This is a genomic window from Rhizobium sp. L51/94, assembly GCF_019355555.1.
Classification (GTDB): Bacteria; Pseudomonadota; Alphaproteobacteria; order Rhizobiales; family Rhizobiaceae; genus Rhizobium; species Rhizobium rhododendri.
In genome coordinates, this window is sequence record NZ_CP072141.1 from 2171211 (window position 1) to 2196932 (window position 25722).

Genomic DNA, 25722 nt, shown 5'->3' on the forward strand with positions numbered 1-25722 from the left:
TGCAGAGAAACAGCCAAGTGGCTGCGAAGTTCCGATAGCAATGTCATTCAACGGACTGCCCGCGCGAACGCGGGCAGTCCGGGCAATTAACGGCAAACGCGCGTCTTGCGGACTACCAGCTGGCCATGGTGACGCACTTTTGTCACCTTGACGTAGCAGTGACGGCGTGGGGGGTGATGCCAGCCGCGGTGCATCGGCCGTTCGCGCGTCGTCACGGTGGTGACGGTGTCGGCGTATGAGGCCGGTGCGAATGACACGATGGAAGTCACTGCGATTGCAGCAGCTATGATCAGGTTTCTCATGGGATTTCCTCGATTTGTATTGGCGACGGGAAACGCGGGCCTGGCCTCGTTCGTTCCCCCTCGCGAGTGGATTTTATGCGACGATCTCAGTAGTCGTCGTAGTGGCGGTGGTGGTGCCATCTGCGGTCACCCCAGTATGGCGGTGGCGGGCGATGGTGACCATAGAAACGCGGTGGTGGTGGTGGCGGCAGACGGCGCCAGCCGTTGCGTCGGCAATCGCCCCACGGCGTCTGGTGGAAGCCAGGACCGCAGACGTAATCCACCTGCACGACGACGGTCGGGGCCTTGGCGATCGAGACCGCAGGCATTGCGCTCGCGCCTGTCGCGAACAAACCGCCGACCAGAATTGCAGAGGCAATAATCATGTTCTTCATCAAACTTCCTCCTATTGGACGGCTTATTTAGCGACCGCAGGTCTGAACGGCTGATGAACCGAGTTAGGCCATTTCCGGGCAAAAATCGGGCATTCTGGGAACGCCGGGATACGGCTTCAGACAGGAATCTCAACCCCCTCACAAATTCATTCGGCACCCGGCATTTTTTCGCTTGCGTCCAGAAAGTCGAAAGACTAATCAGACCAAGCCTTTTAGGCAGGTCGGGGCGTAGCGCAGCCCGGTAGCGCACTTGACTGGGGGTCAAGGGGTCGCAGGTTCAAATCCTGTCGCCCCGACCAATTATCTCCTTGATATCCCTGGTAAAATCACAGAAATATTAGGCTGGCTGCTTCACCTTAGGGCGGTCCATGCCATGCCGGCGAGGGCGCAGGCTATCAGCGTCGCGACGACGGAAGCTCTGAAGCGGAAGATCGCGATGGCCGCTGCCAGCGACAATGCCATGGCGGGAATGGCTGCCGAGTCTAAAATCGGGATTTCGAGGCTGACAGGGCCGATGGCTGCCGTACGGACCGCTCCGAAAAGCGTATGGATGGCAAACCAGATCGCCAGGTTGAGGATGACACCGACCACGGCAGCTGTTATCGCCGACATGGCGGCGGAAAGAGGGACATTGCTGCGCATGCGCTCGATGAACGGCGCACCGAGGAAGATCCAGAGAAAGCACGGCACGAAGGTTACCCACGTCGTCAGAATGGCGGCCAGCGTTGCCGCGAGCATTGGGTTCAGGCTCCCCGGATTGCGCAGGGCGCCCATGAAGCCGACGAACTGCGTCACCATGATCAGCGGGCCCGGGGTCGTTTCGGCCATGCCGAGCCCGTCGAGCATTTCCCCAGGTTTCAGCCATCCATAGTGCTGCACGGCCTCCTGGGCCACATAGGCAAGCACCGCATAGGCGCCACCGAAGGTGACGACCGCCATCTTGCTGAAGAAGACGCCAATCTGGGTAAACACATTGTCCGCGCCCAAGAGGACATGAAGAAGGATCACCGGTCCGAGCCACAGGGTGAGAAAGACGATGGCTATTCGCAAGGACCAGCCGACGTCAGGACGCGCGTGCTCTGGGGTGTCCTCGCCAAGCGCGGAGTCTGCATCCGGCAGAACCCGCCCGGAGCCCGGTCGGTGGCCGCTATCGATCCGGAACCAGCCAAGTCCCGCCCGCGATCCGGCATAGCCAGCTAGACCGGCGGTAACGATGATCAGCGGGAACGGCACATGGAATGCTGCGATCGCCACGAAGGCCGTGGCAGCGATGGCGATCATGGCGGGGTTCTTGAGCGCCCGTCCGCCAATCCGCAGGACTGCCTGCACGACCACCGCAAGAACCGCGGCCTTCAGGCCGAAGAACAGTCCTGCCACCATGCCGGCATCCCCGAAGGCGGCGTATAGATAGCTGAGGTCAAGGATTGCCACGAAACCGGGAAGTACGAACAGCGTGCCTGCGACAAGCCCGCCAGCCGTGCGGTGCAGGAGCCAGCCGAGATAGATCGCCAGCTGCTGGGCTTCCGGGCCAGGCAGCAGCATGCAGTAGTTCAAGGCATGCAGGAAGCGCGCTTCACCGACCCAGCGCTTCTCCTCGACGATAATTCGGTGCATCAGCGCATCTGCCCGGCCGGGCCCCCGAAGCTCAGGGCGGCGATCCGAGCCCACACCAGCAGCGCCTCGCCAAAGGCAATGCCGTGCACTGGGCGACTGTCGGGAGCCTCGACTGCGACACGATCTGCCAAGGTTTTAACCCTTCCGGCAGCGTCTGGCGACAAAGTGGCCGGCGAGGCGGGACCCTTGTCTCTGCCTGATGATCGAAATCTGTAGGGGTAACGGCATGACGCGTCCTGATGGGATGTGTTTGCCGTGGACATCGCTCCAGAGCACGCCGCGTTGCGTTACGCAGCCCGCTCATCAGTGGCAGCGGCACAGGGCGGCTGTCAAGCAGGTGACCGGCTCCAGGAGGCTGCCGCTTGCGTGTCACAGGCGACGGTGCGCCGCCTGTGACTTCAGTCCGAGACACAAAAATGCGCCCGAAAGCCTAGACCGTCATGATGACGCGACCGATGCGGCCGCGTTCTTCTGCCCGTCGGTGCGCTGCCGCTGCCTCGGAGAGGGGGAACGTGGCATCGATCGGGACATTGAGGGAACCGTCCTTGGCCATCGGGAACAGTTCCTCGATCAGCCTGCGTGCCTCGGGATCGGTCATTGCCGTACCGAGGAGGCAGCCGATGATGACGTGGCGGTGCATCAGGATCTGGCCCGCATCGATCATCGTGCTGCGGCCGCCGAAGACGCCGATCAACACAGCCTTGCCGCCGTCCTTCAACACCTTGAGAGAATCGACCAGTGCGTCGCCGCCGACATTGTCGATGATGAGATCGACCTCGTTGCCCCCGAGAAGCGCACGGACCTGTTCGCTCGCCGGCTGGTCAGCGGTGACGATTGCGTCCGTGAGGCCATAGGCCTTGAGCTTTGCGAGGCTCTCTGCCTTGGTGCCGGTGCCGATTACCCGTGCGCCGGCCTTGGCGGCAAGCTGGACGGCGGCAAGACCGACGCCGCCGCTGGCACCGAGGACGAGGACGGTTTGGCCGCTCTGCAAATCACCGAGCTTGAGCGCATAGGCCGCCGTGCCGGGGCCGACGGGAATGGCGGACGCCACGCCGATATCGAGGCCATCTGGAACGATGAAGCAATTTGCCGCCGTAACCGCGCGAAGAGTGGCATGCGATCCCTTCCATTGGAAAGTTGCAACGCGCTGCCCGACGGAGAGCCCTGTCACAGCCTTGCCAACCTGCAGGATCGTGCCTGCTGCCGCATAGCCGACCACTTCGTCGGCACCCTGGCGCGTCAGCGCCCGGTTGATCAGGTCGCCGCCCTCGATGCTGATAGCCTCGACGCGGATGAGCACTTCGTCGTCGGCTGGAACAGGATCGGCAACCTCACCGTAATGAAAAACATCCGGGGTGCCTGGTTCGCTGTAGATTGCAGCTTTCACTGGCTTTTCTCCTTGTGGGATAAGCCGCCATGGGGCGACAGACCGCGCAGATGTAGTGTGCCCCACACCGCAGACAAGCGCATGAGGACGTTAATGCGTAGCAGGACTAATGATTTGAGTGGCTTCGTATCGAATGTAGAGGTGGGGAAGGGAGAAGCGACTGAGCTGTCTCTGATAGTTGCTGATTACTGCACAGCCTGAATTCAGGGTACAGGCAACTGTGAGTCATCCAAGAAGGGAACGTTGTTATAACGGAGTGCGGGGTCGGTAGCGTCGAGAGAGGCGACCGACCCCCGCGTGTCATTTCTGTTCGACTGAAACGCCGTTCTTGCCGATGGTGAGTTCGACACCCTCGGGCTTCTGCTTTTCGTGATAGACATAGGCGCCAAGGCCGATGACGGCGACGATCAGTGCGCCGATAATGAGATAGAGCCCGTTGCTGCGATTCAAGATGTCCCCCTGAGCGTAATGCGGGGGCAGAATGCGCGACTGCCGCTTTTGTTCCGTGCGTCGCAGGATTTATTGCGCTGCCGGAGAAATTGTGTCGAAAGGATAAATTCAGTCGTCGTTGGTGGAATTGAGGTTTTCGGGGCGTGTGCCCTCGTCGCCATGCGTGTGTTTCAGCCTCAGGCCGGCGCCGCCGCCATCCTGGCTACCATCGGCGAGAAACTGTATGCCGCTGGCCTCGAGCGCGGCGCGGATGGCCGAGACAGCGTGGCTGTTGGCGGGTTCAGTGCCGGTTTCGATGGCTTCGACCTCGGCTGAGCTGAGCCTGGCGGCGTCCGCCAGCTGTTGCAGGGAGAGGCCGGTCATGGCGCGGGCGGCGCGGATTTGTGCTGCTGTGATCATGCCTTCAACTCTAGGGCATTCTCCGGCGTTCTCAAGAGGGTGGGCAGGCGATGGCCGAGCAATTCGAAATAGATTTCCTCGGTTTCGTCGGCCATGCCAGACAGCGTGTATCGGTTGCGGCGGCGCTGCGCCTCGGCGGTAAAGATCGTCCTGGTCTCCGGTTCCGCAGCGCTGAGCATCGCGGCTGCCAGCTCTTCCGGATCGTCGCTGTTGGCAATCCTGATGCCGTTGCGCCCGTCTTCGAGCACTGTGCTGACGCCGCCGACGTCGGTCAGGATCAGGGGCTTGGCGCCCGATGCTGCTTCCAGCATGACGTATGACATGGCCTCGTAGCGGCTCGGCATGACGACGATATCGAAAGCGTCGATGGCGACTGGGCCGTGGATGCTGCTGTCGAGATGCGCACGGTCTCCGAGATTGGCGGCAGCCATGCGCTGTCTGACCTCCTGTTCGAGCTCGCCGCTGCCGATCATCAGCAGCCTGGCGGAAGGCAGCTGTTCTGCGACCTGCGCAAAGGCCGAGACCAGTCGTTCCGGCGCCTTCTGGGCGGAAAGCCTGCCGACGAAGCCGAAAAGTATATCGTCCGGAGAAATACCGAAGCGGGTGCGAATTGCCTCGCGTTCGCCGACCGGCGGTCGGGCGACGCCGTTGTAAACGACCCGCAGCCGGCGTCTCGGAATACCGATCGAGACGGCATGATCGTATTCGTCACGCGAGACGCAGATCACGCGGTCGGAAAAGAACGCGCCGAGAAGCCGCTCGATGCTGCCGAAGACAAATCGCGGCTTTCCTCCGAGCGAGGGGTCCATCGTCCGGAAGGCGTGCGGTGTGTAGAGCACCGGCGTCTTCGACCAGGGGAGCCGCAGGCGCGCAAGAGCCCCGGCCTTCGAGCTGTGGCCATGGATCAGGTCGAATGGGCCATGCGTGGCGATTATCCGGCGGATTTCCAGCCAGGCGGTGAAGTCGGCCGGGCCGAGAGCCCGCTTCATGCCGACCGAATGCACGGCGGTAAGGCCCATGCCCTCGAGTTCCTCGACAAATTTCTGTTCGGCGCGCACCGGTGAATAGATCGCCGTCACGGCGTGGCCACGGTGTTGCATGGCCCGGCAGAGGTCGAGGAAATGCCGGCCGGAGCCGCCGCCGCCGGGCTCGAGGATCTGCAGCATCGACAGGTGCGTAGTCGCGGTGCTGGCGTTCATGCCGCGATTTCTCCCCGGGCAAGCCGATGCTGGTGGCGAACTTCGAGCGCACCGCAGCCCCAAACGATCCCGATCAGCATGTAGAGATGGCGCCAGTGATCCGTGTCGATGACGTTACCGATGCCGACGTGGCCGAGGACGACGATCCAGGCAATCATCAGGAACGGCTGCCAGGGCCGTTCCTTCAACACGTTCTTGAAGCCGATATAGATGGTCCAGCAGATCATGCTCACCCAGCAGAAGAAACCGATCCAGCCGTAGGTCGTCAAAGTCTTCAGCCAGATATTATGTTCGTCCTCGCGGAACATTGTCGCAAACACCAGCGGCCCGATGCCGAGCGGGCGCTGCATCGACAGCAGGAAGCCGATACGATGGCGCTCGAAGCGCCCGAGGTGCCCTCCGTCATAGTCCTGCACCAGTTGGGTGCGGGTCGAGAACAGGTCGCTGACCTGGTGGAACTGCAGGGCGACCAGGAGGGCTGCGCCAAGCAGCAGGATTGCCGTCAGCGTCATGACCAGGATGCGCAGGCGAAACGTATTGCTGCGGTGCTTGAGCAGCATGAAGAACACCAGCGCCACCGACGAGAAGGCGAACAGGCCCCAGGCGGCGCGCGAAAACGACAGGAAGATGCCGAGTGCGAGGATCGTCAGTCCGATTGCCTTCAGGGGCGCCTTACGGAGGTCGCCGATGATCACGCCATGGATGAGATACAGCGTCGGCGCCACCAGATAGGGGCCGAAGACATTCGGATCCTGGAAGGCCCCCATCGCCCGGTCGTAGCGGGTGAACATTCCGGCGCCGGGGAAGGCATGGAAATAGCCGAGAATGCCGAGCAAGGCCGTGATGATGGCGGCAGCCACCCAGACCTTGAACATCAGCTTCAGCACATTGCCGTTGTGCTCGATGATGGCGGCATAGAACACCGCGCTGAGAGCAAGAAAAGTGGAAACGGCGATATAGATCGGTGCGTCCATTTCGGCGCTGCCGAGATCGCGCATCTGCGTCATCGACAGCATCCCGCCGATGTTGAATGTCAGAAACAGCACGAGCAAAGGCGCCACGCTGCGCGAGATGCGCAGCCCGAGCATGAACCATAGGCCGATCAGCATCGCCAGCCACAGTTCGTACGGCGCCGGTTCTGCGACGACGAAGCCGGAGAGGAAGACGCCGAACGCAACGCAGCCGGTGCCGATCAGCCGCAGCGCGGCGAGCTGCGGTTGGGTGACCTGCGGTGATGGGGTGGCGAACGTGCTCATCGGGCTCAATAGGCGTTTTCGGTGTTGAACAGGCGGATCGGTGTCAGGAAAAGGATCTTGAGATCGAATAGCAGCGACCAGTTCTCGATGTAATAGAGGTCGTAGGCCGTGCGGAATTTGATCTTGTCGTCATTGTCGATCTCGCCGCGCCAGCCGTTGATCTGCGCCCAGCCGGTAACGCCGGGCTTGACGCGGTGGCGGGCAAAATAGCCCTCGACGACATCGCCATAGGATCGGTCATGGCTGGCGGCGGCAACCGCATGGGGGCGTGGGCCGACCAGCGAAAGTGTGCCCAGCAGAACGTTGAACAACTGTGGCAGTTCGTCGATGGACGACTTGCGGATGAAGCGGCCGACGCTGGTAACGCGCGGATCGCCCTTGGTGACGGCATTGCGGGCGGTGGGGTCGCTCATGTCGGTATACATGGAGCGGAACTTGAAGATCTTGATGATCTCGTTGTTGAAGCCGTGGCGCTTCTGCATGAAGAACACCGGGCCCTTGGAGTTTAGCTTAATGGCAATCGCCGCGCCGACCATTACCGGCCAGAGCAGCAGCAGTGCCAGGACGCTGAAAAACACGTCGAACACCCGCTTGGCGACCGAATCCCAGTCCGGGATCGGTTTGTTGAAAATATCGAGCATCGGCACAGAGCCGACATGCGAATAGGCGCGCGGCCGGAAGCGCAGCTTGTTGGCATGGGCGGCGAGCCGAATATCGACCGGAAGCACCCACACCTTCTTGAGAAGCTGTAGAATACGCTCCTCGGCAGATATCGGCAGGGCGATGATCAGCATGTCGATACGGGTAACGCGGGCAAATTCCACGAGTTCTGCGACTGTACCGAGTTTCGGATAGCCGGCGACGACGACGGGCGATCGTCTTTCTCCCCGGTCATCGAAAATGCCGCAGATGCGGATATCGTTGTCGACCTGATCCTCCAGCGCCCGGATCAGTTCCTTGGCAGGTTGACCTCCGCCGACGATGACCGCGCGACGTTCCATGATGCCGTTGCGCGCCCAGCGGCGAATGCCCCAGGCAAACAGCAGCCGCTCCGCAAACAGGAACGCCATGCCGATCAGGCACCAGCTCATGATCAGCCGCGGCGGGAAGGTCGGCAGCATCTTCAGTGCAATCGCAAACAGCGGCATTGCGACGAACGGCAGTGCCCAACCGAGAACAATGCGGCGGAGATGGCGCGTCGGCGCGCGCAGCACCGGTATCTGGTAGGTGTCGAAAACTTGCAGCGAGAGAATATTGATCCCGGCGACAAGCACCGTGATTGGGACCTGGATCAGCGCTTCATAGGTCGGACTGCCGAAACGCAGGTAAAGCAGCAGTAGTCCCAGCGCCAGCAACGACACGAACTCGAACAGCATGAACTGGCCGATGATGATCGACGGCGTGTAATTGCCTTCGCGAAACTGCTCGGCGATCTGCCGCGCAAACGGATTGAGCTTGACGGTGCCCTCGGCCTCGACCTTTTCGTCGGGACTGCGGGCACGGATTTCCGAGACGCTCTTGCGAATTTTGTCGAGGTCGAAGTCATCAGGCTTTTCGATATTCGTCATCGCTCTCGATCCGTCTCACTGACGTATCAATTTCTATCGAAAGGCCCCTAAGGATGGCTTAGTAAGGTAGGTTAAATTTTAGGAACTGGCCTCTAGATCCAGTATATCTGTATACAGCTTCAGAACTTCGCCGGCCATAACGGGCGCCGAAAATCTTTTGTGTATCATTTCAAGACCGGGCATGGCGCGGATACGCCAATCCGGTTCCGTGATCGAGGCGGCCATGATGCGCGCAAGGTCGGCGACGTTGCCGGCCTTGGCGAGACCCTCGCTGGTTGCGCCCAGCACCTCGGGAATTCCACCGACTGCCGATGCGATGACGCCCTTGCTGGCGGCCAGTGCCTCGAGCACGATATAGGGCATGGATTCGGCGCGGGAGGGAACGACGACGGTCTGCGACATCGACAGGGCGTCTTCGATGCGCATGGCGGGGAGAATGCCGACGCGCGGATAAAGTCCGCCCGCGACTATCATCCTCATGTATTTGTCCCGGTCCTGCCCATCGCCGATCAACAGCGCCGACAATGGCCGACCGACCAGCCTCTCGGTCTGCCCAAAGGCCTCTATAAACAGATCGGGACCCTTGAGGTCCCGAAGCATGCCGATATAGATGAAGTCGACGGAGTCCGATCGGGTTGGAACAGTCCTGAAATCCCGCTCGTTGATGCCGTTGTAGACGAGCCTCGACATGGGGGAGGGAGGGCCGACCTTGGCCTCGTAGGCGTGTCTCTCGAAATCGCAGATGAAAATCAGCGCGTCCGTCAGGCGCTCCTGCAGGCGTTCCATCGTGAACACCGCGCGTCCCTTGAGAGACGCCTTTGAAAAATGCAGGCTGCCTCCATGGGCGGTATAGACGCGGGCAACGCGATACTTGTTCACCCGCAACACTGTGCCGATGACGCGCGCCAGCATGCCGCCCTTGGCGCCATGTCCGTGCAACACGTCCGGCCGCAAACTCTTGATCGTCCTGTAGCCCCGCCAAATCGCCGGCATGTCCGCGAAGCTCACCGAACGGTGGATCGGCATGCGCGTCAGGCCGAGTGCCAGGAACGGCTTTATTTCGTCAAACAGCGCATCCTCATGCGCTCCGCCGGTCAGGCTGTCGCAGACGATCCCGACGTGATGGCCGGCCCGGCTGTGCTGCTCGGCCAGATCGCGCACATGCCTGAAGATCCCGCCAACGGGCGACCTGAAGCAATGGATAATGCGCAAAGGCTTCGCCATTGATAATCAGAACAGCCTTTCGCGGACGTAGATGGTGTCGCCTGCAAGCACCGCATCGGAAATTCCGACGCGCCCTGTCATCACGTGGCCGTTGATCTTGCGGGTCACGTCCGTATTGCCCTGGTAGGCGCGCGGCGTAAAGCCGCCAGCGGCTGCGACCGCGTTCTGGATCGTCATGCCCGGGACATAGGAGTATTGGCCGGGCTGGCCGACTTCGCCCATGACATAGATCGAGCGATAGCGGTCGATGTCGATGGAGACGTCCGGGTCGCGCAGGTAGCCCTGCTTCAGCTTCGACGCGATCTCGCCGGACAGTTGCTGCATCGTCTTGCCACGAGCGGTCACCTGGCCGATCAGTGGCACAGAGATATAACCGGCCTGATCTACCGTATAGGTATTCGTGAGAGCCTGCTGCTCGAAGACGGTCACACGCAGGCGGTCTCCGCTATCGAGCCGGTAGGGCTGGATAGTCGCGGCGCTGAACGCCTCCGGCGCCGGCTGATAGCTCACGCAGCCGCCAAGGGCGGTGCCGAGGACAACCATGCTCAGGACGACGACGATGTTACGCTTAGCGAAAGACATCCGCGTGCTCACAAAGGAATAAAATCATGAACCCGTTATCAGTCTGTTAGGGTTAACAGACGGTAAATCGTGACGACAAATTGCGCATAATGGGCCGGTTCAGCAGAAGAGGGGCCTTAACCCTTGCGTTACCATAGTCGTTTACGGTTGCCGCCAAACGAGTATCGGAGTGCGGTATGCCCGGCGTAAACAGCAGCCAGCAGGATGTCGACATTGATTTGAGCCAGCTTTTCCGGGCCGTATGGCGTCGGCGGCTGCGCGTGGTGCTGATCGTCACTGCCGCTGCTCTTGTCGCCTTCGTAATCGCCAAGGTCGTCTCGCCCGAATATCGCAGCGAGACGAGGGTGCTGATCGAGCCGCGCGCTGCGGCTTTTGCCACCACGAGCAACCAGGCAAGCGCCGGCAGCAACGATGCGTCTCTGCTCGATGAACTCAATATCGCCAGCCAGGTGCAGATCCTGCAGTCGGCCGACCTTATCAAGCAGGTGATTACCCAGCTGAAGCTCTACGACCTGCCGGAGTTCGAGGACAGTGCGCGGTCGTCGGCGCTGGCCGGTCTGCTGGTCACCCTGCATCTGAAGAAGCCTTCATCCGACAAGGCACCCGAGGAGCGCATCCTCGATGCCTTCACCGAGCGGCTGCAGGTCTACCAGATCAACACGTCGCGTGTCATCGGCATCCAGTTCACCTCGCGGGATCCGAAGCTCGCCGAGAGCGTTCCGAACGCTATGGCATCGGTCTATCTGTCGATGCAGAGCGGCGCCAAGCTCGATTCCAATGCCGAGGCAACCCGCTGGCTGGAGCCGGAGATCGCCAACCTGCGCATCAAGGTGGCGGAAGCCGAAAAGAAGGTTGCCGATTACCGCAGTGCCAATGGCCTGCTGCAGACCAACGACACCACCAGCTTTTCCAACCAGCAACTGACCGACATCTCGACGCAGCTTGCCCAGGTGCGCGGCGAAAAGGCGAATGCCGATGCCCGCGCCCAGGCCGTGCGTAACGCCCTGGCCTCCGGCGGCCCCACCGACACGCTGAACGACGTCAGCGGCTCGCAGACCATGCAGCGTCTGAAGACGACCGAGTCCAGCCTCGAATCGCAGATCTCGGACCTTTCGACGACGCTGATGGACGGTCACCCGCGGCTGAAGAGCCTGCGCGCCCAGCTGGCCGACATCCGCTCGCAGATCACCCGCGAGACCCGCAAGATCCTGACCGGCATCGACAACGAGGCAAAGATCGCCGCGATGCGCGAGCAGCAGCTGTTGGCGCAGTCGAAGCTCCTGAAGGCGGACAGCGCCCGTGCCGGCGAAGACACCGTCGGCCTCAATGCGCTTGAGCGTGAGGCAACCGCCGAGCGGCAGCTGCTCGAGACCTATCTCGCCCGCTACCGCGAAGCTGCCTCCCGTTCCGACAAGAATTCCAGCCCTGCCGATGCCCGGATCGTGTCGAGTGCGGTCGAGCCGGTTGACCCCTACTTCCCCAAGGTCGGGCCGATCGTGGTCATCGCCGCGGTTGCAGCCTTCGTGCTCAGTGCCATTGTCATAATGCTCATGGAGCTGTTCAGCGGTCGCGCCCTGCGGCCGGTGGGCTTGCCCAATGACGGTGCGCGGCGTGCGACCATGTTCGAAGACGATGGCCGGCCAAGTGCGACAGCCGCGCCGCTCCGCCGTGCGGTAGTGTCCGCAAGCCTGCTGTCGGCAACGCGCAGGGTGCAGGCGCCCGAACGGGCTGCCGTACAGCCGGAGACAATTATGCAGCCCCCGGCAGCGGCTGTCGTCGCTGAGCCTGAAGCGCTGCCTGCCGCCACTGTCGAGGCGGTGGAGGACTTCTCGATCCCATCGGTCGCCGAATACTTCATCGATGCCAAGGTGCCGATGGCAATCGCCGTCTCGCCGGATGGTGACGCAGGTTCGACTGCCACCGTCATGCTGGCCCGCACCATCGCCGACAGCGGCCGCCGCGTGGTCCTGGTCGACATGACCGGCACAGCCTGCCCGACGCGCCTAATGGCCGACAAGCCGGGACTTCCCGGCGTGACCGACCTTTTGTGTGGTGAAGCAGCGTTTGCCGATACCATCCATCCCGACCGCCTGTCGGACGCCCATCTGGTGCCGCTCGGAGCAAGCGATCTTGCAAGCGCCATGCGCGGAGCCGACCGGCTTTCGCTGATCCTCGAAGCACTCGTGTCGGCCTATGATCTGGTGCTGGTCGAATGCGGTGCGGTCAACGTCGACGGGATTGCGAAATTGACGCGCAGCAAGGATGTCGAGATCATCCTTTCCATGCCCGTGCCGGATGAGGCGAAGTTCGTCGCCGTCATGCATGATTTCCAGCAGGCCGGCTACGAGCATCTCGTGCTGATGTCCGGCAGCGACGGTGACGAGGACCGGCACCGCACCGCCGCCTGAGGCTTGCTTCAGGCTCCGTCCAGCGTTGCCGCCTGCTGGCGGCGAGCCCTCAGTTTCTGGATGGCACTGTACAGGCGTGGGTTACCCTTGATCAGCGCCTTTGCCCGCGTCAGACTTCTCTGCCCGAAGGCGGCGACCCTCCCGAGTGGCGAGACCGGCAGCAGGATATCGTGCTGCACCGTCTGCACCGGGCACCACGAGCGCTTGTAGAGCTGGTCGCCGATGCCGAAGTCGAACAGCGCAATGCCGGATTCCCGGCACTTCTCGATCATCACCCAGAACAGCAGTTCGCCGGGGCTGGCCTCCGGGACCACGCTCTCGTCGATTGAGGCAAACTGGCAGATGACGTGGTCTCCCTTGCGCGAAAGGGCTGCAATGGCCGGCAGATGACCGTCATGCCGTCCCTTCAGCCTGATGGCGTGCAATTCGAGCGCGATGCTGTCGCCCTCGATATTTTTCGTCGCGAGCAAGCGTAGCAGGAAGTCGCGGGCGTCGCTCCCCTGGAAGACATCCGGCAGCCCGGCCGCTCTGAACCGTTCTGCTTTTTGCTGCAGGAAAAGATCGAGCATCCGCCGCTTTTCCTCCGGCGTCGTCGCGACGACATGCTCGAAACCACCGATTTCATTCAGTAACTTTGTCTGGGACCGATGCTTCTTGCGACGCCTTTTCGCATTGACCTGGCTGAGCGTTTCCTCGAATGAGCCCAGCAGAGGCAGCTGGAAGGCGCGGTTCTGGTTTTCGACGGAGGGTAGCGAGGCGAGCGGGCTGACACGACCGCGCCACTCCAGCGGCAGGTTCGACAGCAACAGCAGATCGGCGTACCCGCGCAACGCGACAGCGATGGCCGCCTGAACATCTGCCGAAAGGGTTGTGACGTCGGCAAGAAATTTCGCGGAAAACAAGCCGGTATTGATGTTGCTGCGTGGAGCGCCGATGAAGCGCGCGGTTCTGACGCCATGGCTGCGGACGATTTCCAGCGGCAGAATGAAAGCCACTTCGGAGCCGATGCTTGCGCGCAGGATGGCAAGCGTCGGCCGATAAGTCTCGACCCAGGCCGTGCACCACCCGAAACTCTGGTGCAGGGAGCTCAGCCTGTCTCGCTCTAACCGACGCCATTCCGGTTCCAGAGGCACCATGTTGTCGCTGACGGTGATCGTCAACGAGCCGCTGCCGGCTTGCAACGGCGATGCTGGTCGAGGCTGCACCACGACGCCGGTTTCGCCATCGGCCAATGTTCCGGTTTCGCCTGTCGCCGTCCGCACTTTTGGCCTCCGCGCCTGTTTCTGCAGGCGCACGCTAGAGGCGAGGCCGTCTATTTTCGGTTTAAGCGCGTGTTTGGCCGGTGTCTTCCGGCGATCATGCTTATCCGGCGGTTAACGCGGCAGGCAGCTATCCCTGCTTCGGTCCAGACATCCATTTGATCAATCCCATTGCCGGCAGGATCCACAATAGGCCGGTGAGGAAAAAGTAGGTGAGGTGCACCCACCAGGGCGAGGCTCCGAGCGCATTGACTGCCACGGTGGTCGCCAGCAGAGCATAACCAAGCACCAGCACGATCAACAGGATGGTGCCAATGAATTTGCGCAGGCGGATGGGCATGATGGCACTCTCCTCGGCAGTCGATTGCGGGGACGGGGAGTTGCGACCCCATGCCGCAAAGGCGCAGCCCTTGTTTTGCACCGCGCGCTGGGGCAAATCAACAGGCAGATTGAAGGAGCCCACCATGGCTGTTGCACATTTTTCCACCGAACAGGCCGTTCGCGGCGAGGTCGCACGCCAGGACCGCAATCGCCGTGCCGTCCGCATCTGGCTCGGCTTCGTGCTGCTGTCGCTGTTCTGTCTGGTTCTGGTCGGCGGCGCGACGCGGCTGACCCAATCCGGGCTGTCGATCACCGAGTGGAAGCCGATCCACGGCGTCATCCCGCCGCTGAATGCCGCAGAGTGGCAGGATGAGTTCGATCGCTACAAGCAGATCCCGCAATTCAAGCTGCTGAACAGCGACATCACGGTCGATGATTTCAAGAGCATCTTCTGGTGGGAATGGGCGCACCGGTTGCTCGCGCGCGCAATGGGCGTCATCTTCGCCGTGCCGCTGATCTTCTTCTGGGCGACTGGCCGCATCGAGAAAAGCCTGCGGCTGCCCCTTGTCGGCATCTTTGCGCTTGGCGGCCTGCAGGGCGCCATCGGCTGGTGGATGGTGTCGTCGGGCCTTGAAGCCCGCACCGATGTCAGCCAGTACCGGCTTGCCACGCATCTTGTCACCGCCTGCCTGATCTTTGCCGCCTGTATGTGGGTGATGCGGGCGCTGACCCCGCATTCGGACGACGCGCCTCCGAGTAGCCATTCCGGCCGGATTGCCGGTCTCATTGCCCTGATGGCCTTGTTCCAGATCTACCTCGGTGCGCTGGTCGCAGGCTTGCATGCCGGCCTCAGCTACAACACCTGGCCGTTGATGGACGGCGCCGTCGTCCCCGGCGACCTGTTCGTGCAGAACCCGTGGTGGATCAATTTCTTCGAGAACCCGAAGCTTGTGCAATATGTCCATCGTCTCGGGGCCTACGCGCTGACTGCCGTGGTGCTGGTCAACATGATCGTCTGCCTGCGTGTTACACCCGGCAGCACCCATACCCGCCGCGCCGTGGTGCTGGCGTTTCTGGTGCTTTGCCAGGCAGGGCTCGGCATCGCCACGCTGCTGATGCAGGTGCCTCTGCATCTGGCTCTCGCGCACCAGGGCGGTGCCCTTGTCGTGTTCGGGTTTGCTGTGGCCAACTGGCGGGGTTTCTACGGCGAATATTCGCGCGACACCACGGTGGTCGTTGGCGCCTGACGCTGCCGGCGATCATGCCACGCGAAGTCATTGGCCGAATCGGCAAATAGTTGCATTCTGCGCAAAAGCGATGGGATGCAGATGAACTGGCAGCTACAAGACGAAAACAGCGGCGGCAAAATGCCTATGCTGTCTCTGGCGGTGCCTTTCTACAATGAGGAAGAGACTGTTGCGGCTTTCTTTGCCGCCGTTGTCCCGGGTCTGGAGGCCATTCCTGCGCTGCGCTTCGAGATCGTTTGTATCAACGATGGTAGCCGAGACGACACCCTGCGCCTGCTCTTGGCTGCTGCCCGACGCGACCGTCGCATTCGCGTCATCGATCTCACCCGAAATTTTGGCAAGGAGGCCGCCCTCTCGGCTGCCATCGACGAAAGCCGTGGCGATGTCGTCGTTCCCTTCGATGCCGACCTGCAGGATCCGCCCGAACTGATCGCAAGGCTGGTAGAGCGCTGGCGTGAAGGATATGACGTCGTGCTCGCCCGTCGCACGGATCGCCGCTCGGACGGCGCTGCCAAGCGGCTGACGGCATCCTGGTTCTATCGCCTCCACAACGCCGTCTCGGATGTGCAGATTCCGGAAAACGTCGGTGACTTCCGGCTGATGACGCGTGAGGTCGTCGAAGCCGTGAAGCAATTGCCGGAATCGCATCGCTTCATGAAGGGCCTGTTTGCTTGGGTCGGCTATGAGACGGCAATCGTCGATTACACCCGCGAGGCGCGCGTCGCCGGTCAGAGCAAATTCGCCGGCTGGCGCCTGTGGAATTTCGCCCTCGAGGGCATTACGAGCTTCAGCACGTTACCGATGCGTATCTGGACCTATCTCGGGGTCGCCGTCGCGCTGGTCGCCATCGGTCGCGCCGCCTTCCTCATTCTCCGAACCTTGATCGAGGGCGTCGACGTACCAGGCTATGCATCGCTGGCGACCGCAATCCTCCTCCTCGGCGGCATACAGTTGATCGGCATCGGGACGCTCGGGGAATATATCGGTCGCATCTATCTGAGTCGAAGCGCCGGCCCATCTACCTCGTCAAGCGTCGGCATGAGGTCGTACCCTCGGAACTGCCACTTGCTACGGCGCACCAGGACCATGTCTGAGGGACGCGCGGATGCCGGCCGGGCGCGGGGCCGGATTGGGGTGTCGCCGATGGGATTGCTCGACAGGGATGCGCCCCTCGGCACCCGCATATTCTGGATTGCCTGCGTCGCGATAACCCTGCTCGGCCTTGCGTTGCGGCTGCCCAACCTGGCTACGCGGTCGCTGTGGCTGGATGAGGCCTATACTGCATGGTTTGCCGCCCAGCCGCTGCGTGCGCTGTGGACCGACGTGCCGCTCTACGAAACCCATCCGCCGATGTACTATACCCTACTCAAGGGCTGGACGACGCTGTTCGGCAACTCGGAGGCCGCCCTTCGCATGCCTTCGGTACTGGCAAGCGTCGCCACCATCCTGCTGGTTGCAGGAGCCGGTCGCGTCCTCAATGCCGGTCCACGTGGCGACCGGGTTGCACTTCTGGCAGCGCTGCTGCTGGCGATCAACGCGGGCAGCATCTATTATGCGCAGCAGGCGCGACCCTATGCGCTGGAAACGTTTGCAGCATCCATTGCCATTCTCTCGGCGCTGATCCTGCTTCAGCGGCTGCGGGCCGGGGCTGAACAGTTTTTTCTGATGAGCCCTCTCGTGCCACCGATGGCAGCTCTGGGGCTCTCCACGGCCGCAACGATGTGGCTTCACGACACCGGTATCCTGGTCGCCCTCGGGATATGGGTCGGGCTGATAACGTCGTTGCTTGTCTTCATTCCTGGTCGCCGGGCAGGGCAGGCTCTGGCTGTCGCCTTGCCGGGCATCCTGGCACTCCTGCTGTGGTCGCCCTTCCTGTCGATGTTCATCCGGCAAAATTCTGGCATGGCATCGCTTGCCTTCTGGATCACCTTCTCGCCCTGGGATCTCTTGACCGCCTGGTTCCTGATCGCAGGCGGCTATCTGCCCTTCATTCCCGCCGTGCTGCTGTTCTTCGCCGGTATGGCGTCGGTCTGGCGCAATCAGCGGCCACTGGCAGCGCTCATCTTGGTCGTGGTGCTCCTGCCCTGGGCGACAATGCTGGCGATCAGCTATTTCATAAAGCCTGTCTACATCGACCGCCTGTTCGAATGGATGGCGCCGACCGTGCTCGGATTGATCGCCATCGGCATGCTGGCCAGAAGCCGCTGGGCAATCCTGCGACTGGTCGCCGCCGTGCTGTTCATCGGCATGTGCCTGATGTCGACCAACGCAGTCTATCACCTGGAGACAGAGGACTGGCGAGGCCTCGTCGCATCCATCGCGGCGGATGCCGAGCCCGGCGATCTGGTCATAGCCTCCCCGAACGAACTCGATGCTCCTCTGCGGTATTACATTGCGCGCACGCAGCCATTCCCGGATCTGATGGTGCTGCCGGCGCCGTTTCCAGCGCGCGGCTTGCCACGCGTCTACGTCAGCAATCGCGGCGCGCCGAAAATCATGCCCGAGGATCGTCAAAAGGTTAGGGCAGCTCTGGAGACGCATCGACGCGTCTGGCTGATCGAGCGGGCAACCGATCTCTACGATCCGCAAGGCCTGATCCGCGCCGAGATCATGGCCAGCCGCCACAAGATCTCGTCGCGCATCAGCGACAGCATCTCGCTCGATTTGTTCGAATGAGCGATGCAGTCTGCTTCCTCTACAGGGATGCCCTTTAATGAAGCAAGATGCCCGCAGAAACCGTCGGCTCACGAAGGATTGACTCGCCTGTTTACGAAATATGCTCCGAATCGCTCTATCGACTGTGTTTGACGGCTTGCTGCATGCTAGGGCGAGCCCTGATTCTCTAGGAGTGCTTAGTACGTGCGGTTGCCTTCGACCTTTCGGACCATCGGCCAGACCATTGGCGTCTTCAGCATTGCGGCGCTCCTCGGCAGCGCCGCACCAGCCTCTGCCGTGCAGCAGTCGGGCTCCTTTCCATCCTGGCTCGATGCCCATGTCGGGCTCGGACCTGGCCAGATTGCGCGGCCTGTCCTGAAGCGCGCCCGTGCTCTCTACCAGCAGCGCGTCAGCGAAGGCAGGGTCCGGAACCCCTGCTATTTTGCGATGGATGCCACCAAGCCGAACGATCCCGGCAGCGAAACTTCGGGTGGCCGCTTCTACATCATCTGCGAGGCCAGCCAGTCGTTTCGCGCGATAGCAGCCGGCCACGGCAGCGGTACGAAGCTTCCAGGCGTCGTCGATTTCTCCAACGGCCGGGAATGTGCCCGCAATTTCGGCAACGCCATGGACTCCAACCTGACGACGGGTGGCTCCTATGTCACCAGCGAGGTGAAGACGTCCTTCAAAGGGTATTACAAGTCATCGGGCGTCAAGGACGCTGTCTTCATGCGATCCTTCCTCCAGTTCGACGGCGAGGGGGACACGGCGAATGCGCGCGCCCGCGTTATCGGCGGTCACGCAGCCGCGAAGGTGGCCGCCATGTGCATGATGAAGGCCCCGGCGAGTCCCTACGCCAACAAGGACGGCTATGTGCCGTTCGGCAATCTGGTCAACTACGCCGGCGGCCGCAGCAATGGCTGCACCAGCTGGTCGCCGACGGATGCCAACCAGGTCATCTCCATGGTCAAGGACAACCCGACGACGCTTTATATCTATCCGGAATCATCGGATATATCAGCCGTTGCCAAGGCTGCTGCGTCCCATGCATCGCTGTCGCAAGCGGGGCTGTACTGGAACGATCAATGCCTGCAGAAGATAGGCACCCCGAAATTCTGGTCAAAGACAACTCTCGAGCCAGTGATCGCCAAGTACAAGGCCGACAATCCCCCGAAGCCCGGGAAGCCGCTTCCCGTCTGTGCACCGCAATAAACGGTTACAAGAAACGTTGGACCTGAGGTCCGTGGGGCTTACAGTCTAGTGGAAGATGCCATCCAGCGCCGGCATGCCGAGCACGGCGGAGGTGCCGATCAGCGCATAGCAGATCCATCGGAAGGTGCTTTCGCGGGCGAGGCCGAAGAGCCTCGTTCCACCGTAAAGCCCGAGCACATAGCTCGGCAGGATCACAACCGTCAGCGCGAACACCTGCGCCACGAACAGGCCGCTGGTATAGTAGCTGACGACGCTGAGAATGGTCGAGATCGAGAAGTACAGGATGATGTTGGAACGGACGCGGGTAAAGTTGCTCTTGCCACCGAGCCAGAAGGCGACGACCGGCGGCCCGCCAAGCTGGGCCGCACCACTGAACAACCCGGCAATGAAACCGACCGCCGCCGTCAACGGCCGCGTCGGCTCGCCGTGGTAGCGCCAGCCGGATACCAGCAGCGTCAGCAGGCAGGCGGCGATGGCAGTGATCAGCCAGCGCAGCAGCAGCGGATCCATCAGCGCGAGTATGGCAGTGCCGAGCGGCACCCCGATGATAGCGCCTACCGCCATCGTCACGACCTCGCGCCGGTTCGCCAGATGAAACGCCGGACGCACCATTCCGAGCGTCGCCAGCCCATCGACGACCAGCAGCACCGGTGAGATCAACCTTGGGCCAATCAGTGCACCACCGAGCGGAATGAGGATCAACGCCGCGCCAAAGCCCGAAAATCCACGCGCAAGACCAGCAACAAGTGCGATGGCGACAAGCGCCACCAGACCATGTGCAGGCAGGGATGCGATAAACCAGGCGTCAACGGCCGCCCGCAGCGCATCCAAAGACATTGCTTGGCTTACTCCCGGGATTTCAGGCGGACAGCATCAGGTCCATGTTCTGCACGGCAGCACCTGAAGCGCCCTTGCCGAGATTGTCGAGCAGCGCCACCAGATTGACCTGGCTGCCACCCGGCGTCCCGAACACAAATAGCTTCATCGTATCCTTGCCGGCCAGTTCGACCGCATCGACGCGGGGCTGGGCGCGGCTGGCATCAAGCGACACCACCTCGACGATATCCTGTCCGGCGTAGTAATCCGTGAGCGCCGCGTGGATTGTTTCCAGCGTCGTTCCTTGCGCCAAGGCATCCAGATGCAACGGGACCTGGACGATCATGCCCTGCGGAAACTTGCCGACCGACGGCGAGAAGAGCGGTGCGCGGTCGAGCAGGCCATGGGTGGTCATTTCAGGCACATGCTTGTGATTGAGCGGCAGGCCATACAGGAAGTGCGGCGAGGAGATCGAGTCAGGCCGGCTCGGGTCTTCCATCTGGGCGATCATCTGCTTGCCACCGCCGGTATAGCCGGAGACCGCATTGACGGTAACGGGATAGCCATCAGGCAGCATGCTGGCAGCTCTCAGCGGCCTTATCAGCGCGATGGCACCGGTAGGGTAGCAGCCGGGATTGGCGACGAGACGCGCCGCCGCGATCTTGGCGTCCTGGCCCTTGGCCATCTCGGCAAAGCCGTAGGCCCAGTTCGGATCGATACGGTGAGCCGTCGAGGTGTCGATGATGCGGACATTGTTGTTGCCGGACACCATGGCCACCGCTTCGCGGGAGGCATCGTCCGGCAGGCAGAGAATAGCGATGTCGGCGCTGTTCAGCATATCTTCGCGAATTGCCGCATCGCGCCTCTGTGCTTCCGGGATCGACAGCAATTCGACATCGCGGCGATCGGCCATGCGCGTGCGGATCTGCAGGCCCGTGGTGCCGTGTTCGCCATCAATGAAGATTTTCGGTGCCATGATCGTCCTGCACTTTCAAAGGGTTCGCGTGATTTACGGAATCAATATGCCATCAACTTGATTCAGAATGATAACAACCGCCTCAGCGGTTTGTCGCCAGTCGCCCGGCATACAATCCGAGCATATACATTGCCACCGTGGCGCCCGCAATGGCGGTGATATCGGCGTGGTCGTAGGCTGGCGCCACCTCGACAACATCCGCGCCCCGGATATCGAGCGATGACAACCGCTGCAACACCGATAGTATTTTGGCGCTCGACGGGCCCCCGGCGACAGGCGTTCCGGTACCGGGTGCATAGGCAGGATCGAGGCAGTCGATGTCGAAGGTGAGATAGGCCGGCGCACCCGCGGTGCGGGCGAGGATCCGGGCGGCGATGTCGGATGCTGTCATGTCCTCTACTTCGTAGCCATGGATCATCTCTATGCCGCAATCCTCCGGCGCCTGGGTGCGGATGCCGATCTGGATCGAGCGGGAGGCATCGATCAACCCGTCGCGCACCGCACGCCCGACAAAGGAACCATGGTCGATGCGCCCGGCCTCGTCGGTCCAGGTGTCCTGATGGGCGTCGAATTGCACCATTGCCAGCGGCCCGTGCCGCGCGACATGGGCTTTCAGCAACGGCCAGGTGATGAAGTGATCGCCGCCGAGTGTCAGCAGGAAGGCACCGCTGTCGAGCAGCGTGTTGGCCTGGCGTTCGATCGCAGCAGGCGTGGCGGCGTGGTTGCCATAGTCGAGCAGGCAGTCGCCGTAGTCGATGACAGCCATTTCGGCAAAAAGGTCGCGGGCGAACGGATATTGTGGATCGTTGTCAAAGATCGCCGAAGCTCGCCGGATCGCCTGCGGCCCGAAGCGGGCGCCGGGGCGGTTCGAGGTTGCCGCATCGAACGGAATGCCCCAGACGACGGCATCAACGCCCGTCGGGTCCTTGCTGAAACGCCGGCGCATGAAGGAAAGGGCGCCGGCGAAGGTCGGGTCGCTGGCGGCCGAGGTGGGGGAGGTCGCGGTGAAAGCATGGTCGATGGATTTGCTGGCCAAGCCGGTGTCCTTCGCATTCAGTTCGTCTTCGAGCCACGCAGTTTCAGCCGCAGTTCTGCGAATAAATGATGGCCAGCCATAGTCTTCAAAGCCTGAGTTACTCAAAGGTGAATGTCACCGACAGCCTTACGCATTGCAACGGGTGGAGAGCAAAAAAGGCTGCCGGATCGTCTCCCCGACTATTTGCGCTGACTATGCCTGCGGGAGGGTCGGAAAAACGCCAGCTATCCTCTTTCACCCGTTACCCGCCGATCCTAAGCCGCATTCTGATCCGTCGAGATCGACACCTTCAATCCTAGCGCCTTGATCACGCCGAGAAAGGTCGACAAGCGCGGATCACCGGCTTCGCTCAGTGATTTATAGAGTGCTTCCCGGGTCACGCCCGCTTCTTTGGCGACAGACGTCATGCCGGCAGCACGGGCAACGTCGCCGAGGGCCTGGGTGATGAGCGCCGGATCACCGTCCTCGAAAGCGGCTTCGAGATAGAGCATGCGGTCGGCCGGTGTGGTCAAATGGTCCTGGATGTCAAAGCGGGTGGTTTCCAAGGGCATTCAAATCTCCTTAGCCAATTGCCGGGCGATTGCGATGTCCCTTGCCTGCGATGACTTGTCGCCGCCGCATAAAAGAATGACGATCGTCTCACCGGATCGGGTGAAATAGAGCCTGTAGCCGGGGCCATGAGGGATGCGCATTTCGCTGACACCTTCACCGACCGGCTTGATATCTCCAGGGTTACCGAGTTCGAGCCGCCGGATGCGAACGACGATGCGTTGGCGCGCCTGCGCGTCTCGGAGCGCATCTAGCCAATTCGCAAAAATAGAGGTCTGCCGAACTTCGATCACGCGTGAATTATAGTTCACAAAGCCGATTTGTCAAAGTCCCGGGAGAGGCTGGCGACTTGTTGCCGAAACACAAAAAAGGCGGCGCCGAAGCACCGCCTTTTCCAAAACCAAATCCAGCCAGCGATTAACGCTTGGAGAACTGGAACGAACGACGGGCCTTCGCCTTGCCGTACTTCTTACGTTCAACAACACGGCTGTCGCGTGTCAGGAAGCCGCCCTTCTTCAGAACGCCGCGCAGGCCGGGTTCGAAGTAGGTGAGGGCTTTGGAGATGCCGTGACGAACGGCACCGGCCTGGCCGGAGAGACCGCCGCCAGCAACCGTGGCGATGATGTCGAACTGGCCGTCGCGGGCAGCAGCGACGATCGGCTGGCGCAGGATCATCTGCAGAACCGGACGTGCGAAATATGTTGCGAATTCGCGGCCGTTGATGATGATCTTGCCGGAGCCTGGCTTGATCCAGACGCGGGCAACGGCGTTCTTGCGCTTGCCGGTGGCGTAGGAACGGCCGAGCGAGTCGACCTTGCGAACGTGAACCGGAGCAGAAGGCTGTTCCGAAACCGTGCCGAGATCCTTCAGGGAAGAGAGGTCAGCCATACTCAGGCGCTCCTTGTGTTCTTGCTGTTCAGCGCGGCGACGTCGAGAACGGTCGGCTGCTGCGCTTCATGGGGATGGTTGGAGCCGGTGTAGACGCGCAGGTTCTTCATCTGGCGACGGCCGAGTGGTCCGCGGGGAACCATGCGTTCGACAGCCTTTTCGAGGACGCGCTCAGGAAAGCGGCCTTCGATCAGCTGGCGAGCGGTACGCTCCTTGATGCCGCCGGCATAACCGGTGTGCCAGTAGTAAACCTTGTCTTCGTACTTCTTGCCGGTGAAGACGACCTTCTCGGCATTGATGACGATGACATTGTCGCCGTCGTCGACGTGCGGAGTGAAGGTAGCCTTATGCTTGCCACGCAGACGCATTGCGATAACAGAAGCGAGACGACCAACGACGAGCCCTTCGGCGTCGATGATGATCCACTTCTTCTCCACCTCTGCAGGCTTCTGGGAGAAGGTTGCCATGTTGTATACTCTCTTTTAGGACCCAGAACCCGAAGGTCAGGGCGTTTCTTGTTGCTTGAATTGGAAAGGCTTGGCCCGGCCAAAAAGAAAGCAGCCCGGAAAGGCTGCGTTTCTGCTGCGGCTTGTAGGGGAAACCCCATCTCAGGTCAAGATTGGCATTTCGAGAGACGGTTAAAAATAGTCAATGATATCAACGCTCTAGGAATGTGGTATATCAATACCACAAAATTCATGGCGTCTGATGTCTTCTATGACTAAAGCTCAGGGCGATCATTTCATCGAAAGTAAGCTGAAAAGCTTCAACGTCGCGACAATCAAGCCTCTACCGAAGAGGGTAAACTCGAGTATTATTGTCGCTCTGCGAGCAACAGAGAAGCATCTGTTCGTCCACTGTCACAATGTTGCAATGCACCAAAGGCGGTAGCGGAATATCTGCGGCAACTATAAGATGCTACTGATGGATACCAGAACAAAAGTAGACCGAAACAGGACAATTGATAGAACCTTCTCCCGCTCCAATTTGGCTCGCTCTTTATCACTCTCAGCTGCGCTCGCTGGCGGTTTTGGAGCTCAAGTTAGGCGGCGTACCAAAATCAACGGTCGGGTATGATCTCGTCGTCGTCCAGTTCGCTTGTCGAGTGACAGGTGTAGACCGGACAGTTTTTCGTGTCCTTCGTCGGCAGCGTGTCTTCGAAAGCATATTCGCCGAAATTGCAGGCCCCGCGGTCGCTGACGTAGCGGTCATAAAGCGTCAGGTTTTTCGTCCGTTCCGCAGGGTGACGGAAAATCACGGCGCGTTCGCGGCCGATCAGCGCCTGCGCTGCCGAGCAGCTGTATGACATGGAGTTGTAGCGATTGATCGCCAGTGCGGGCGTCGCCATAGATGCTGCCAAAACGCCGAGTAGGATGATTTTTTGCATGAGACTGTCCTCACAGGTTCGGTTCATGCCTATATACGCAGAAGCGGTACGCTAGTTTCCGCTGGATACGACAAAAACGTAACTGTGATCGAAGCTGGAGATGTCAGCAATGAACCACGACCGTTATGACGATTCCTACATCGCCGATATTCTGCACAGCGTGAAGACCATCGCACTGGTCGGCGCGTCCCCGAATGCTGCACGCCCGAGCAATGGGGTGATGGGCTATCTGCTGGCCAAAGGCTATCACGTCATCCCGGTCAATCCAGGCCTGGTCGGCAAGGAAATCCTCGGCCAGCCGGTGTTCGGCAAGCTCGCCGACATTCCCGAGCCTGTCGATATGGTCGATGTGTTTCGCGCGCCCGAATATCTGGATGCCGTCGTCGAGGATGCGCTGGCGCTTCCGGCCAAGCCGCAGGTCATCTGGTCGCAGCTGGACATCCGCGACGATGCGGCCGCCGAAAAGGCCGAGGCGGCCGGCGTGAAGGTGGTCATGAACCGCTGCCCGGCAATCGAGATCCCGAGACTTGCCTCCGCCTGATCGACTGCCCGTGCAGGGTAGGATTTTCTCCGCTTCAGGCGGGAATGAGAAAAGATCGCGATGAATTTGCAT

The 25722-nt window shown here is 61.2% G+C and carries 25 protein-coding genes, 1 tRNA gene and 1 pseudogene; 6 read left to right on the forward strand and 21 right to left on the reverse strand.

Annotated elements, in window-relative coordinates:
• Nucleotides 1–86: 86 nt before the first annotated feature.
• Both J5274_RS10660 and J5274_RS10665 read right to left on the reverse strand, forming a co-directional pair.
• Nucleotides 87–302, reverse strand: a complete 216-nt coding sequence (locus J5274_RS10660; protein ID WP_142829551.1) for a hypothetical protein — start codon at nt 300–302, stop codon at nt 87–89.
• A gap of 86 nt (nt 303–388) precedes the next feature.
• Nucleotides 389–676, reverse strand: coding sequence for a GCG_CRPN prefix-to-repeats domain-containing protein (locus J5274_RS10665; RefSeq protein ID WP_142829549.1), 288 nt, complete (start codon nt 674–676; stop codon nt 389–391).
• Nucleotides 677–898: 222 nt separating this feature from the next.
• On the opposite strand from J5274_RS10665, the gene J5274_RS10670 reads away from it, so the two are divergent.
• Nucleotides 899–975 (forward strand) — tRNA-Pro (locus J5274_RS10670).
• 52 nt (nt 976–1027) lie between these two features.
• On the opposite strand, the pseudogene chrA reads toward J5274_RS10670, so the two are convergent.
• The 9 genes and pseudogenes from chrA to J5274_RS10715 form a co-directional block, all read right to left on the reverse strand.
• A pseudogene (gene chrA, locus J5274_RS10675) lies at nt 1028–2421 on the reverse strand (chromate efflux transporter).
• A 299-nt stretch (nt 2422–2720) separates the two neighbouring features.
• Complete coding sequence (locus J5274_RS10680) at nt 2721–3677, reverse strand: zinc-binding alcohol dehydrogenase family protein (protein WP_142829545.1); 957 nt, start codon at nt 3675–3677, stop codon at nt 2721–2723.
• A 300-nt stretch (nt 3678–3977) separates the two neighbouring features.
• On the reverse strand, nt 3978–4127 hold the full coding sequence (locus tag J5274_RS10685; RefSeq protein WP_162854771.1) for a hypothetical protein: 150 nt from the start codon (nt 4125–4127) through the stop codon (nt 3978–3980).
• 108 nt (nt 4128–4235) lie between these two features.
• Entirely contained in the window at nt 4236–4526 is a 291-nt protein-coding gene (locus tag J5274_RS10690) for a helix-turn-helix transcriptional regulator (protein ID WP_142829543.1), read from the reverse strand.
• On the reverse strand, nt 4523–5725 hold the full coding sequence (locus J5274_RS10695; RefSeq protein WP_224128263.1) for a glycosyltransferase family 4 protein: 1203 nt from the start codon (nt 5723–5725) through the stop codon (nt 4523–4525). Before J5274_RS10695 ends, J5274_RS10690 begins: the two co-directional genes overlap by 4 nt.
• Nucleotides 5722–6981 (reverse strand): O-antigen ligase, encoded by a 1260-nt coding sequence (locus J5274_RS10700; protein ID WP_142829542.1) that lies wholly within the window; start codon nt 6979–6981, stop codon nt 5722–5724. The genes J5274_RS10695 and J5274_RS10700 overlap by 4 nt, the downstream gene beginning before the upstream one ends.
• Before the next feature lie 5 nt (nt 6982–6986).
• Nucleotides 6987–8549, reverse strand: coding sequence for an undecaprenyl-phosphate glucose phosphotransferase (locus tag J5274_RS10705; RefSeq protein ID WP_142829540.1), 1563 nt, complete (start codon nt 8547–8549; stop codon nt 6987–6989).
• Nucleotides 8550–8627: 78 nt separating this feature from the next.
• Complete coding sequence (locus J5274_RS10710; RefSeq protein WP_142829538.1) at nt 8628–9773, reverse strand: glycosyltransferase family 4 protein; 1146 nt, start codon at nt 9771–9773, stop codon at nt 8628–8630.
• Between the two features lie 6 nt (nt 9774–9779).
• Nucleotides 9780–10355 carry a polysaccharide biosynthesis/export family protein gene (locus J5274_RS10715; RefSeq protein WP_142829536.1) on the reverse strand — a complete coding sequence of 192 codons (576 nt, stop codon included), beginning with the start codon at nt 10353–10355 and terminating at the stop codon, nt 9780–9782.
• Nucleotides 10356–10531: 176 nt separating this feature from the next.
• On the opposite strand from J5274_RS10715, the gene J5274_RS10720 reads away from it, so the two are divergent.
• The gene (locus J5274_RS10720; RefSeq protein WP_142829534.1) at nt 10532–12763 is read left to right on the forward strand and encodes an exopolysaccharide transport family protein; all 2232 of its coding nucleotides are present in this window, start codon (nt 10532–10534) and stop codon (nt 12761–12763) included.
• 8 nt (nt 12764–12771) lie between these two features.
• Here J5274_RS10720 and J5274_RS10725 read toward each other — a convergent pair whose 3' ends face one another.
• Together J5274_RS10725 and J5274_RS10730 are read right to left on the reverse strand one after the other, a co-directional pair.
• On the reverse strand, nt 12772–14025 hold the full coding sequence (locus J5274_RS10725; protein ID WP_224128260.1) for a GNAT family N-acetyltransferase: 1254 nt from the start codon (nt 14023–14025) through the stop codon (nt 12772–12774).
• A 127-nt stretch (nt 14026–14152) separates the two neighbouring features.
• The gene (locus J5274_RS10730; RefSeq protein WP_111220799.1) at nt 14153–14362 is read right to left on the reverse strand and encodes a DUF2842 domain-containing protein; all 210 of its coding nucleotides are present in this window, start codon (nt 14360–14362) and stop codon (nt 14153–14155) included.
• 124 nt (nt 14363–14486) lie between these two features.
• Between J5274_RS10730 and J5274_RS10735 the strand changes: the two genes are divergently transcribed.
• The 3 genes from J5274_RS10735 to J5274_RS10750 all read left to right on the forward strand — a co-directional run bounded on the left by J5274_RS10735 (nt 14487) and on the right by J5274_RS10750 (nt 19457).
• Entirely contained in the window at nt 14487–15590 is a 1104-nt protein-coding gene (locus J5274_RS10735) for a COX15/CtaA family protein (RefSeq protein WP_142829532.1), read from the forward strand.
• A 120-nt stretch (nt 15591–15710) separates the two neighbouring features.
• Nucleotides 15711–18266 carry a glycosyltransferase gene (locus J5274_RS28785; RefSeq protein WP_257625644.1) on the forward strand — a complete coding sequence of 852 codons (2556 nt, stop codon included), beginning with the start codon at nt 15711–15713 and terminating at the stop codon, nt 18264–18266.
• A 183-nt stretch (nt 18267–18449) separates the two neighbouring features.
• The gene (locus J5274_RS10750) at nt 18450–19457 is read left to right on the forward strand and encodes a hypothetical protein (RefSeq protein ID WP_374113720.1); all 1008 of its coding nucleotides are present in this window, start codon (nt 18450–18452) and stop codon (nt 19455–19457) included.
• A 45-nt stretch (nt 19458–19502) separates the two neighbouring features.
• Here the strand turns inward: J5274_RS10750 and J5274_RS10755 are convergent, their stop codons facing one another.
• The 8 genes from J5274_RS10755 to J5274_RS10790 all read right to left on the reverse strand — a co-directional run bounded on the left by J5274_RS10755 (nt 19503) and on the right by J5274_RS10790 (nt 25109).
• Nucleotides 19503–20294 carry a sulfite exporter TauE/SafE family protein gene (locus J5274_RS10755; protein WP_142829526.1) on the reverse strand — a complete coding sequence of 264 codons (792 nt, stop codon included), beginning with the start codon at nt 20292–20294 and terminating at the stop codon, nt 19503–19505.
• A gap of 22 nt (nt 20295–20316) precedes the next feature.
• Nucleotides 20317–21249 (reverse strand): N-acetyl-gamma-glutamyl-phosphate reductase, encoded by a 933-nt coding sequence (gene argC, locus J5274_RS10760; RefSeq protein WP_142829524.1) that lies wholly within the window; start codon nt 21247–21249, stop codon nt 20317–20319.
• An 82-nt stretch (nt 21250–21331) separates the two neighbouring features.
• Nucleotides 21332–22285 carry an agmatinase gene (gene speB, locus J5274_RS10765; RefSeq protein ID WP_142829522.1) on the reverse strand — a complete coding sequence of 318 codons (954 nt, stop codon included), beginning with the start codon at nt 22283–22285 and terminating at the stop codon, nt 21332–21334.
• Between the two features lie 254 nt (nt 22286–22539).
• Nucleotides 22540–22836 (reverse strand): addiction module antidote protein, encoded by a 297-nt coding sequence (locus J5274_RS10770; RefSeq protein ID WP_142829521.1) that lies wholly within the window; start codon nt 22834–22836, stop codon nt 22540–22542.
• Nucleotides 22837–23127 (reverse strand): type II toxin-antitoxin system RelE/ParE family toxin, encoded by a 291-nt coding sequence (locus J5274_RS10775; RefSeq protein ID WP_142829519.1) that lies wholly within the window; start codon nt 23125–23127, stop codon nt 22837–22839.
• A 124-nt stretch (nt 23128–23251) separates the two neighbouring features.
• Entirely contained in the window at nt 23252–23722 is a 471-nt protein-coding gene (rpsI, locus tag J5274_RS10780) for a 30S ribosomal protein S9 (RefSeq protein ID WP_111220548.1), read from the reverse strand.
• Between the two features lie 2 nt (nt 23723–23724).
• On the reverse strand, nt 23725–24189 hold the full coding sequence (gene rplM, locus J5274_RS10785) for a 50S ribosomal protein L13 (RefSeq protein WP_111220549.1): 465 nt from the start codon (nt 24187–24189) through the stop codon (nt 23725–23727).
• A 593-nt stretch (nt 24190–24782) separates the two neighbouring features.
• Nucleotides 24783–25109 (reverse strand): hypothetical protein, encoded by a 327-nt coding sequence (locus tag J5274_RS10790; RefSeq protein ID WP_142829518.1) that lies wholly within the window; start codon nt 25107–25109, stop codon nt 24783–24785.
• Nucleotides 25110–25218: 109 nt separating this feature from the next.
• Here J5274_RS10790 and J5274_RS10795 point away from each other — a divergent pair, with 109 nt between their 5' ends.
• The gene (locus J5274_RS10795) at nt 25219–25650 is read left to right on the forward strand and encodes a CoA-binding protein (protein ID WP_142829516.1); all 432 of its coding nucleotides are present in this window, start codon (nt 25219–25221) and stop codon (nt 25648–25650) included.
• The last annotated feature ends 72 nt before the right edge of the window (nt 25651–25722 follow it).

Excerpts from the sequence above, each read along its gene's own strand:
- J5274_RS10700 (WP_142829542.1), bottom strand. The coding sequence starts at position 6,981 with ATGAGCACGTTCGCCACCCCATCACCGCAGGTCACCCAACCGCAGCTC.
- J5274_RS10795 (WP_142829516.1), top strand. The coding sequence starts at position 25,219 with ATGAACCACGACCGTTATGACGATTCCTACATCGCCGATATTCTGCAC.
- J5274_RS10715 (WP_142829536.1), bottom strand. The coding sequence starts at position 10,355 with ATGTCTTTCGCTAAGCGTAACATCGTCGTCGTCCTGAGCATGGTTGTC.
- J5274_RS28785 (WP_257625644.1), top strand. The coding sequence starts at position 15,711 with ATGCCTATGCTGTCTCTGGCGGTGCCTTTCTACAATGAGGAAGAGACT.
- J5274_RS10790 (WP_142829518.1), bottom strand. The coding sequence starts at position 25,109 with ATGCAAAAAATCATCCTACTCGGCGTTTTGGCAGCATCTATGGCGACG.
- J5274_RS10730 (WP_111220799.1), bottom strand. The coding sequence starts at position 14,362 with ATGCCCATCCGCCTGCGCAAATTCATTGGCACCATCCTGTTGATCGTG.
- J5274_RS10690 (WP_142829543.1), bottom strand. The coding sequence starts at position 4,526 with ATGATCACAGCAGCACAAATCCGCGCCGCCCGCGCCATGACCGGCCTC.
- J5274_RS10705 (WP_142829540.1), bottom strand. The coding sequence starts at position 8,549 with ATGACGAATATCGAAAAGCCTGATGACTTCGACCTCGACAAAATTCGC.
- J5274_RS10695 (WP_224128263.1), bottom strand. The coding sequence starts at position 5,725 with ATGAACGCCAGCACCGCGACTACGCACCTGTCGATGCTGCAGATCCTC.
- J5274_RS10770 (WP_142829521.1), bottom strand. The coding sequence starts at position 22,836 with ATGCCCTTGGAAACCACCCGCTTTGACATCCAGGACCATTTGACCACA.
- J5274_RS10720 (WP_142829534.1), top strand. The coding sequence starts at position 10,532 with ATGCCCGGCGTAAACAGCAGCCAGCAGGATGTCGACATTGATTTGAGC.
- J5274_RS10710 (WP_142829538.1), bottom strand. The coding sequence starts at position 9,773 with ATGGCGAAGCCTTTGCGCATTATCCATTGCTTCAGGTCGCCCGTTGGC.
- J5274_RS10755 (WP_142829526.1), bottom strand. The coding sequence starts at position 20,294 with ATGTCTTTGGATGCGCTGCGGGCGGCCGTTGACGCCTGGTTTATCGCA.
- J5274_RS10665 (WP_142829549.1), bottom strand. The coding sequence starts at position 676 with ATGAAGAACATGATTATTGCCTCTGCAATTCTGGTCGGCGGTTTGTTC.
- rpsI (WP_111220548.1), bottom strand. The coding sequence starts at position 23,722 with ATGGCTGACCTCTCTTCCCTGAAGGATCTCGGCACGGTTTCGGAACAG.
- J5274_RS10735 (WP_142829532.1), top strand. The coding sequence starts at position 14,487 with ATGGCTGTTGCACATTTTTCCACCGAACAGGCCGTTCGCGGCGAGGTC.
- J5274_RS10660 (WP_142829551.1), bottom strand. The coding sequence starts at position 302 with ATGAGAAACCTGATCATAGCTGCTGCAATCGCAGTGACTTCCATCGTG.
- argC (WP_142829524.1), bottom strand. The coding sequence starts at position 21,249 with ATGGCACCGAAAATCTTCATTGATGGCGAACACGGCACCACGGGCCTG.
- rplM (WP_111220549.1), bottom strand. The coding sequence starts at position 24,189 with ATGGCAACCTTCTCCCAGAAGCCTGCAGAGGTGGAGAAGAAGTGGATC.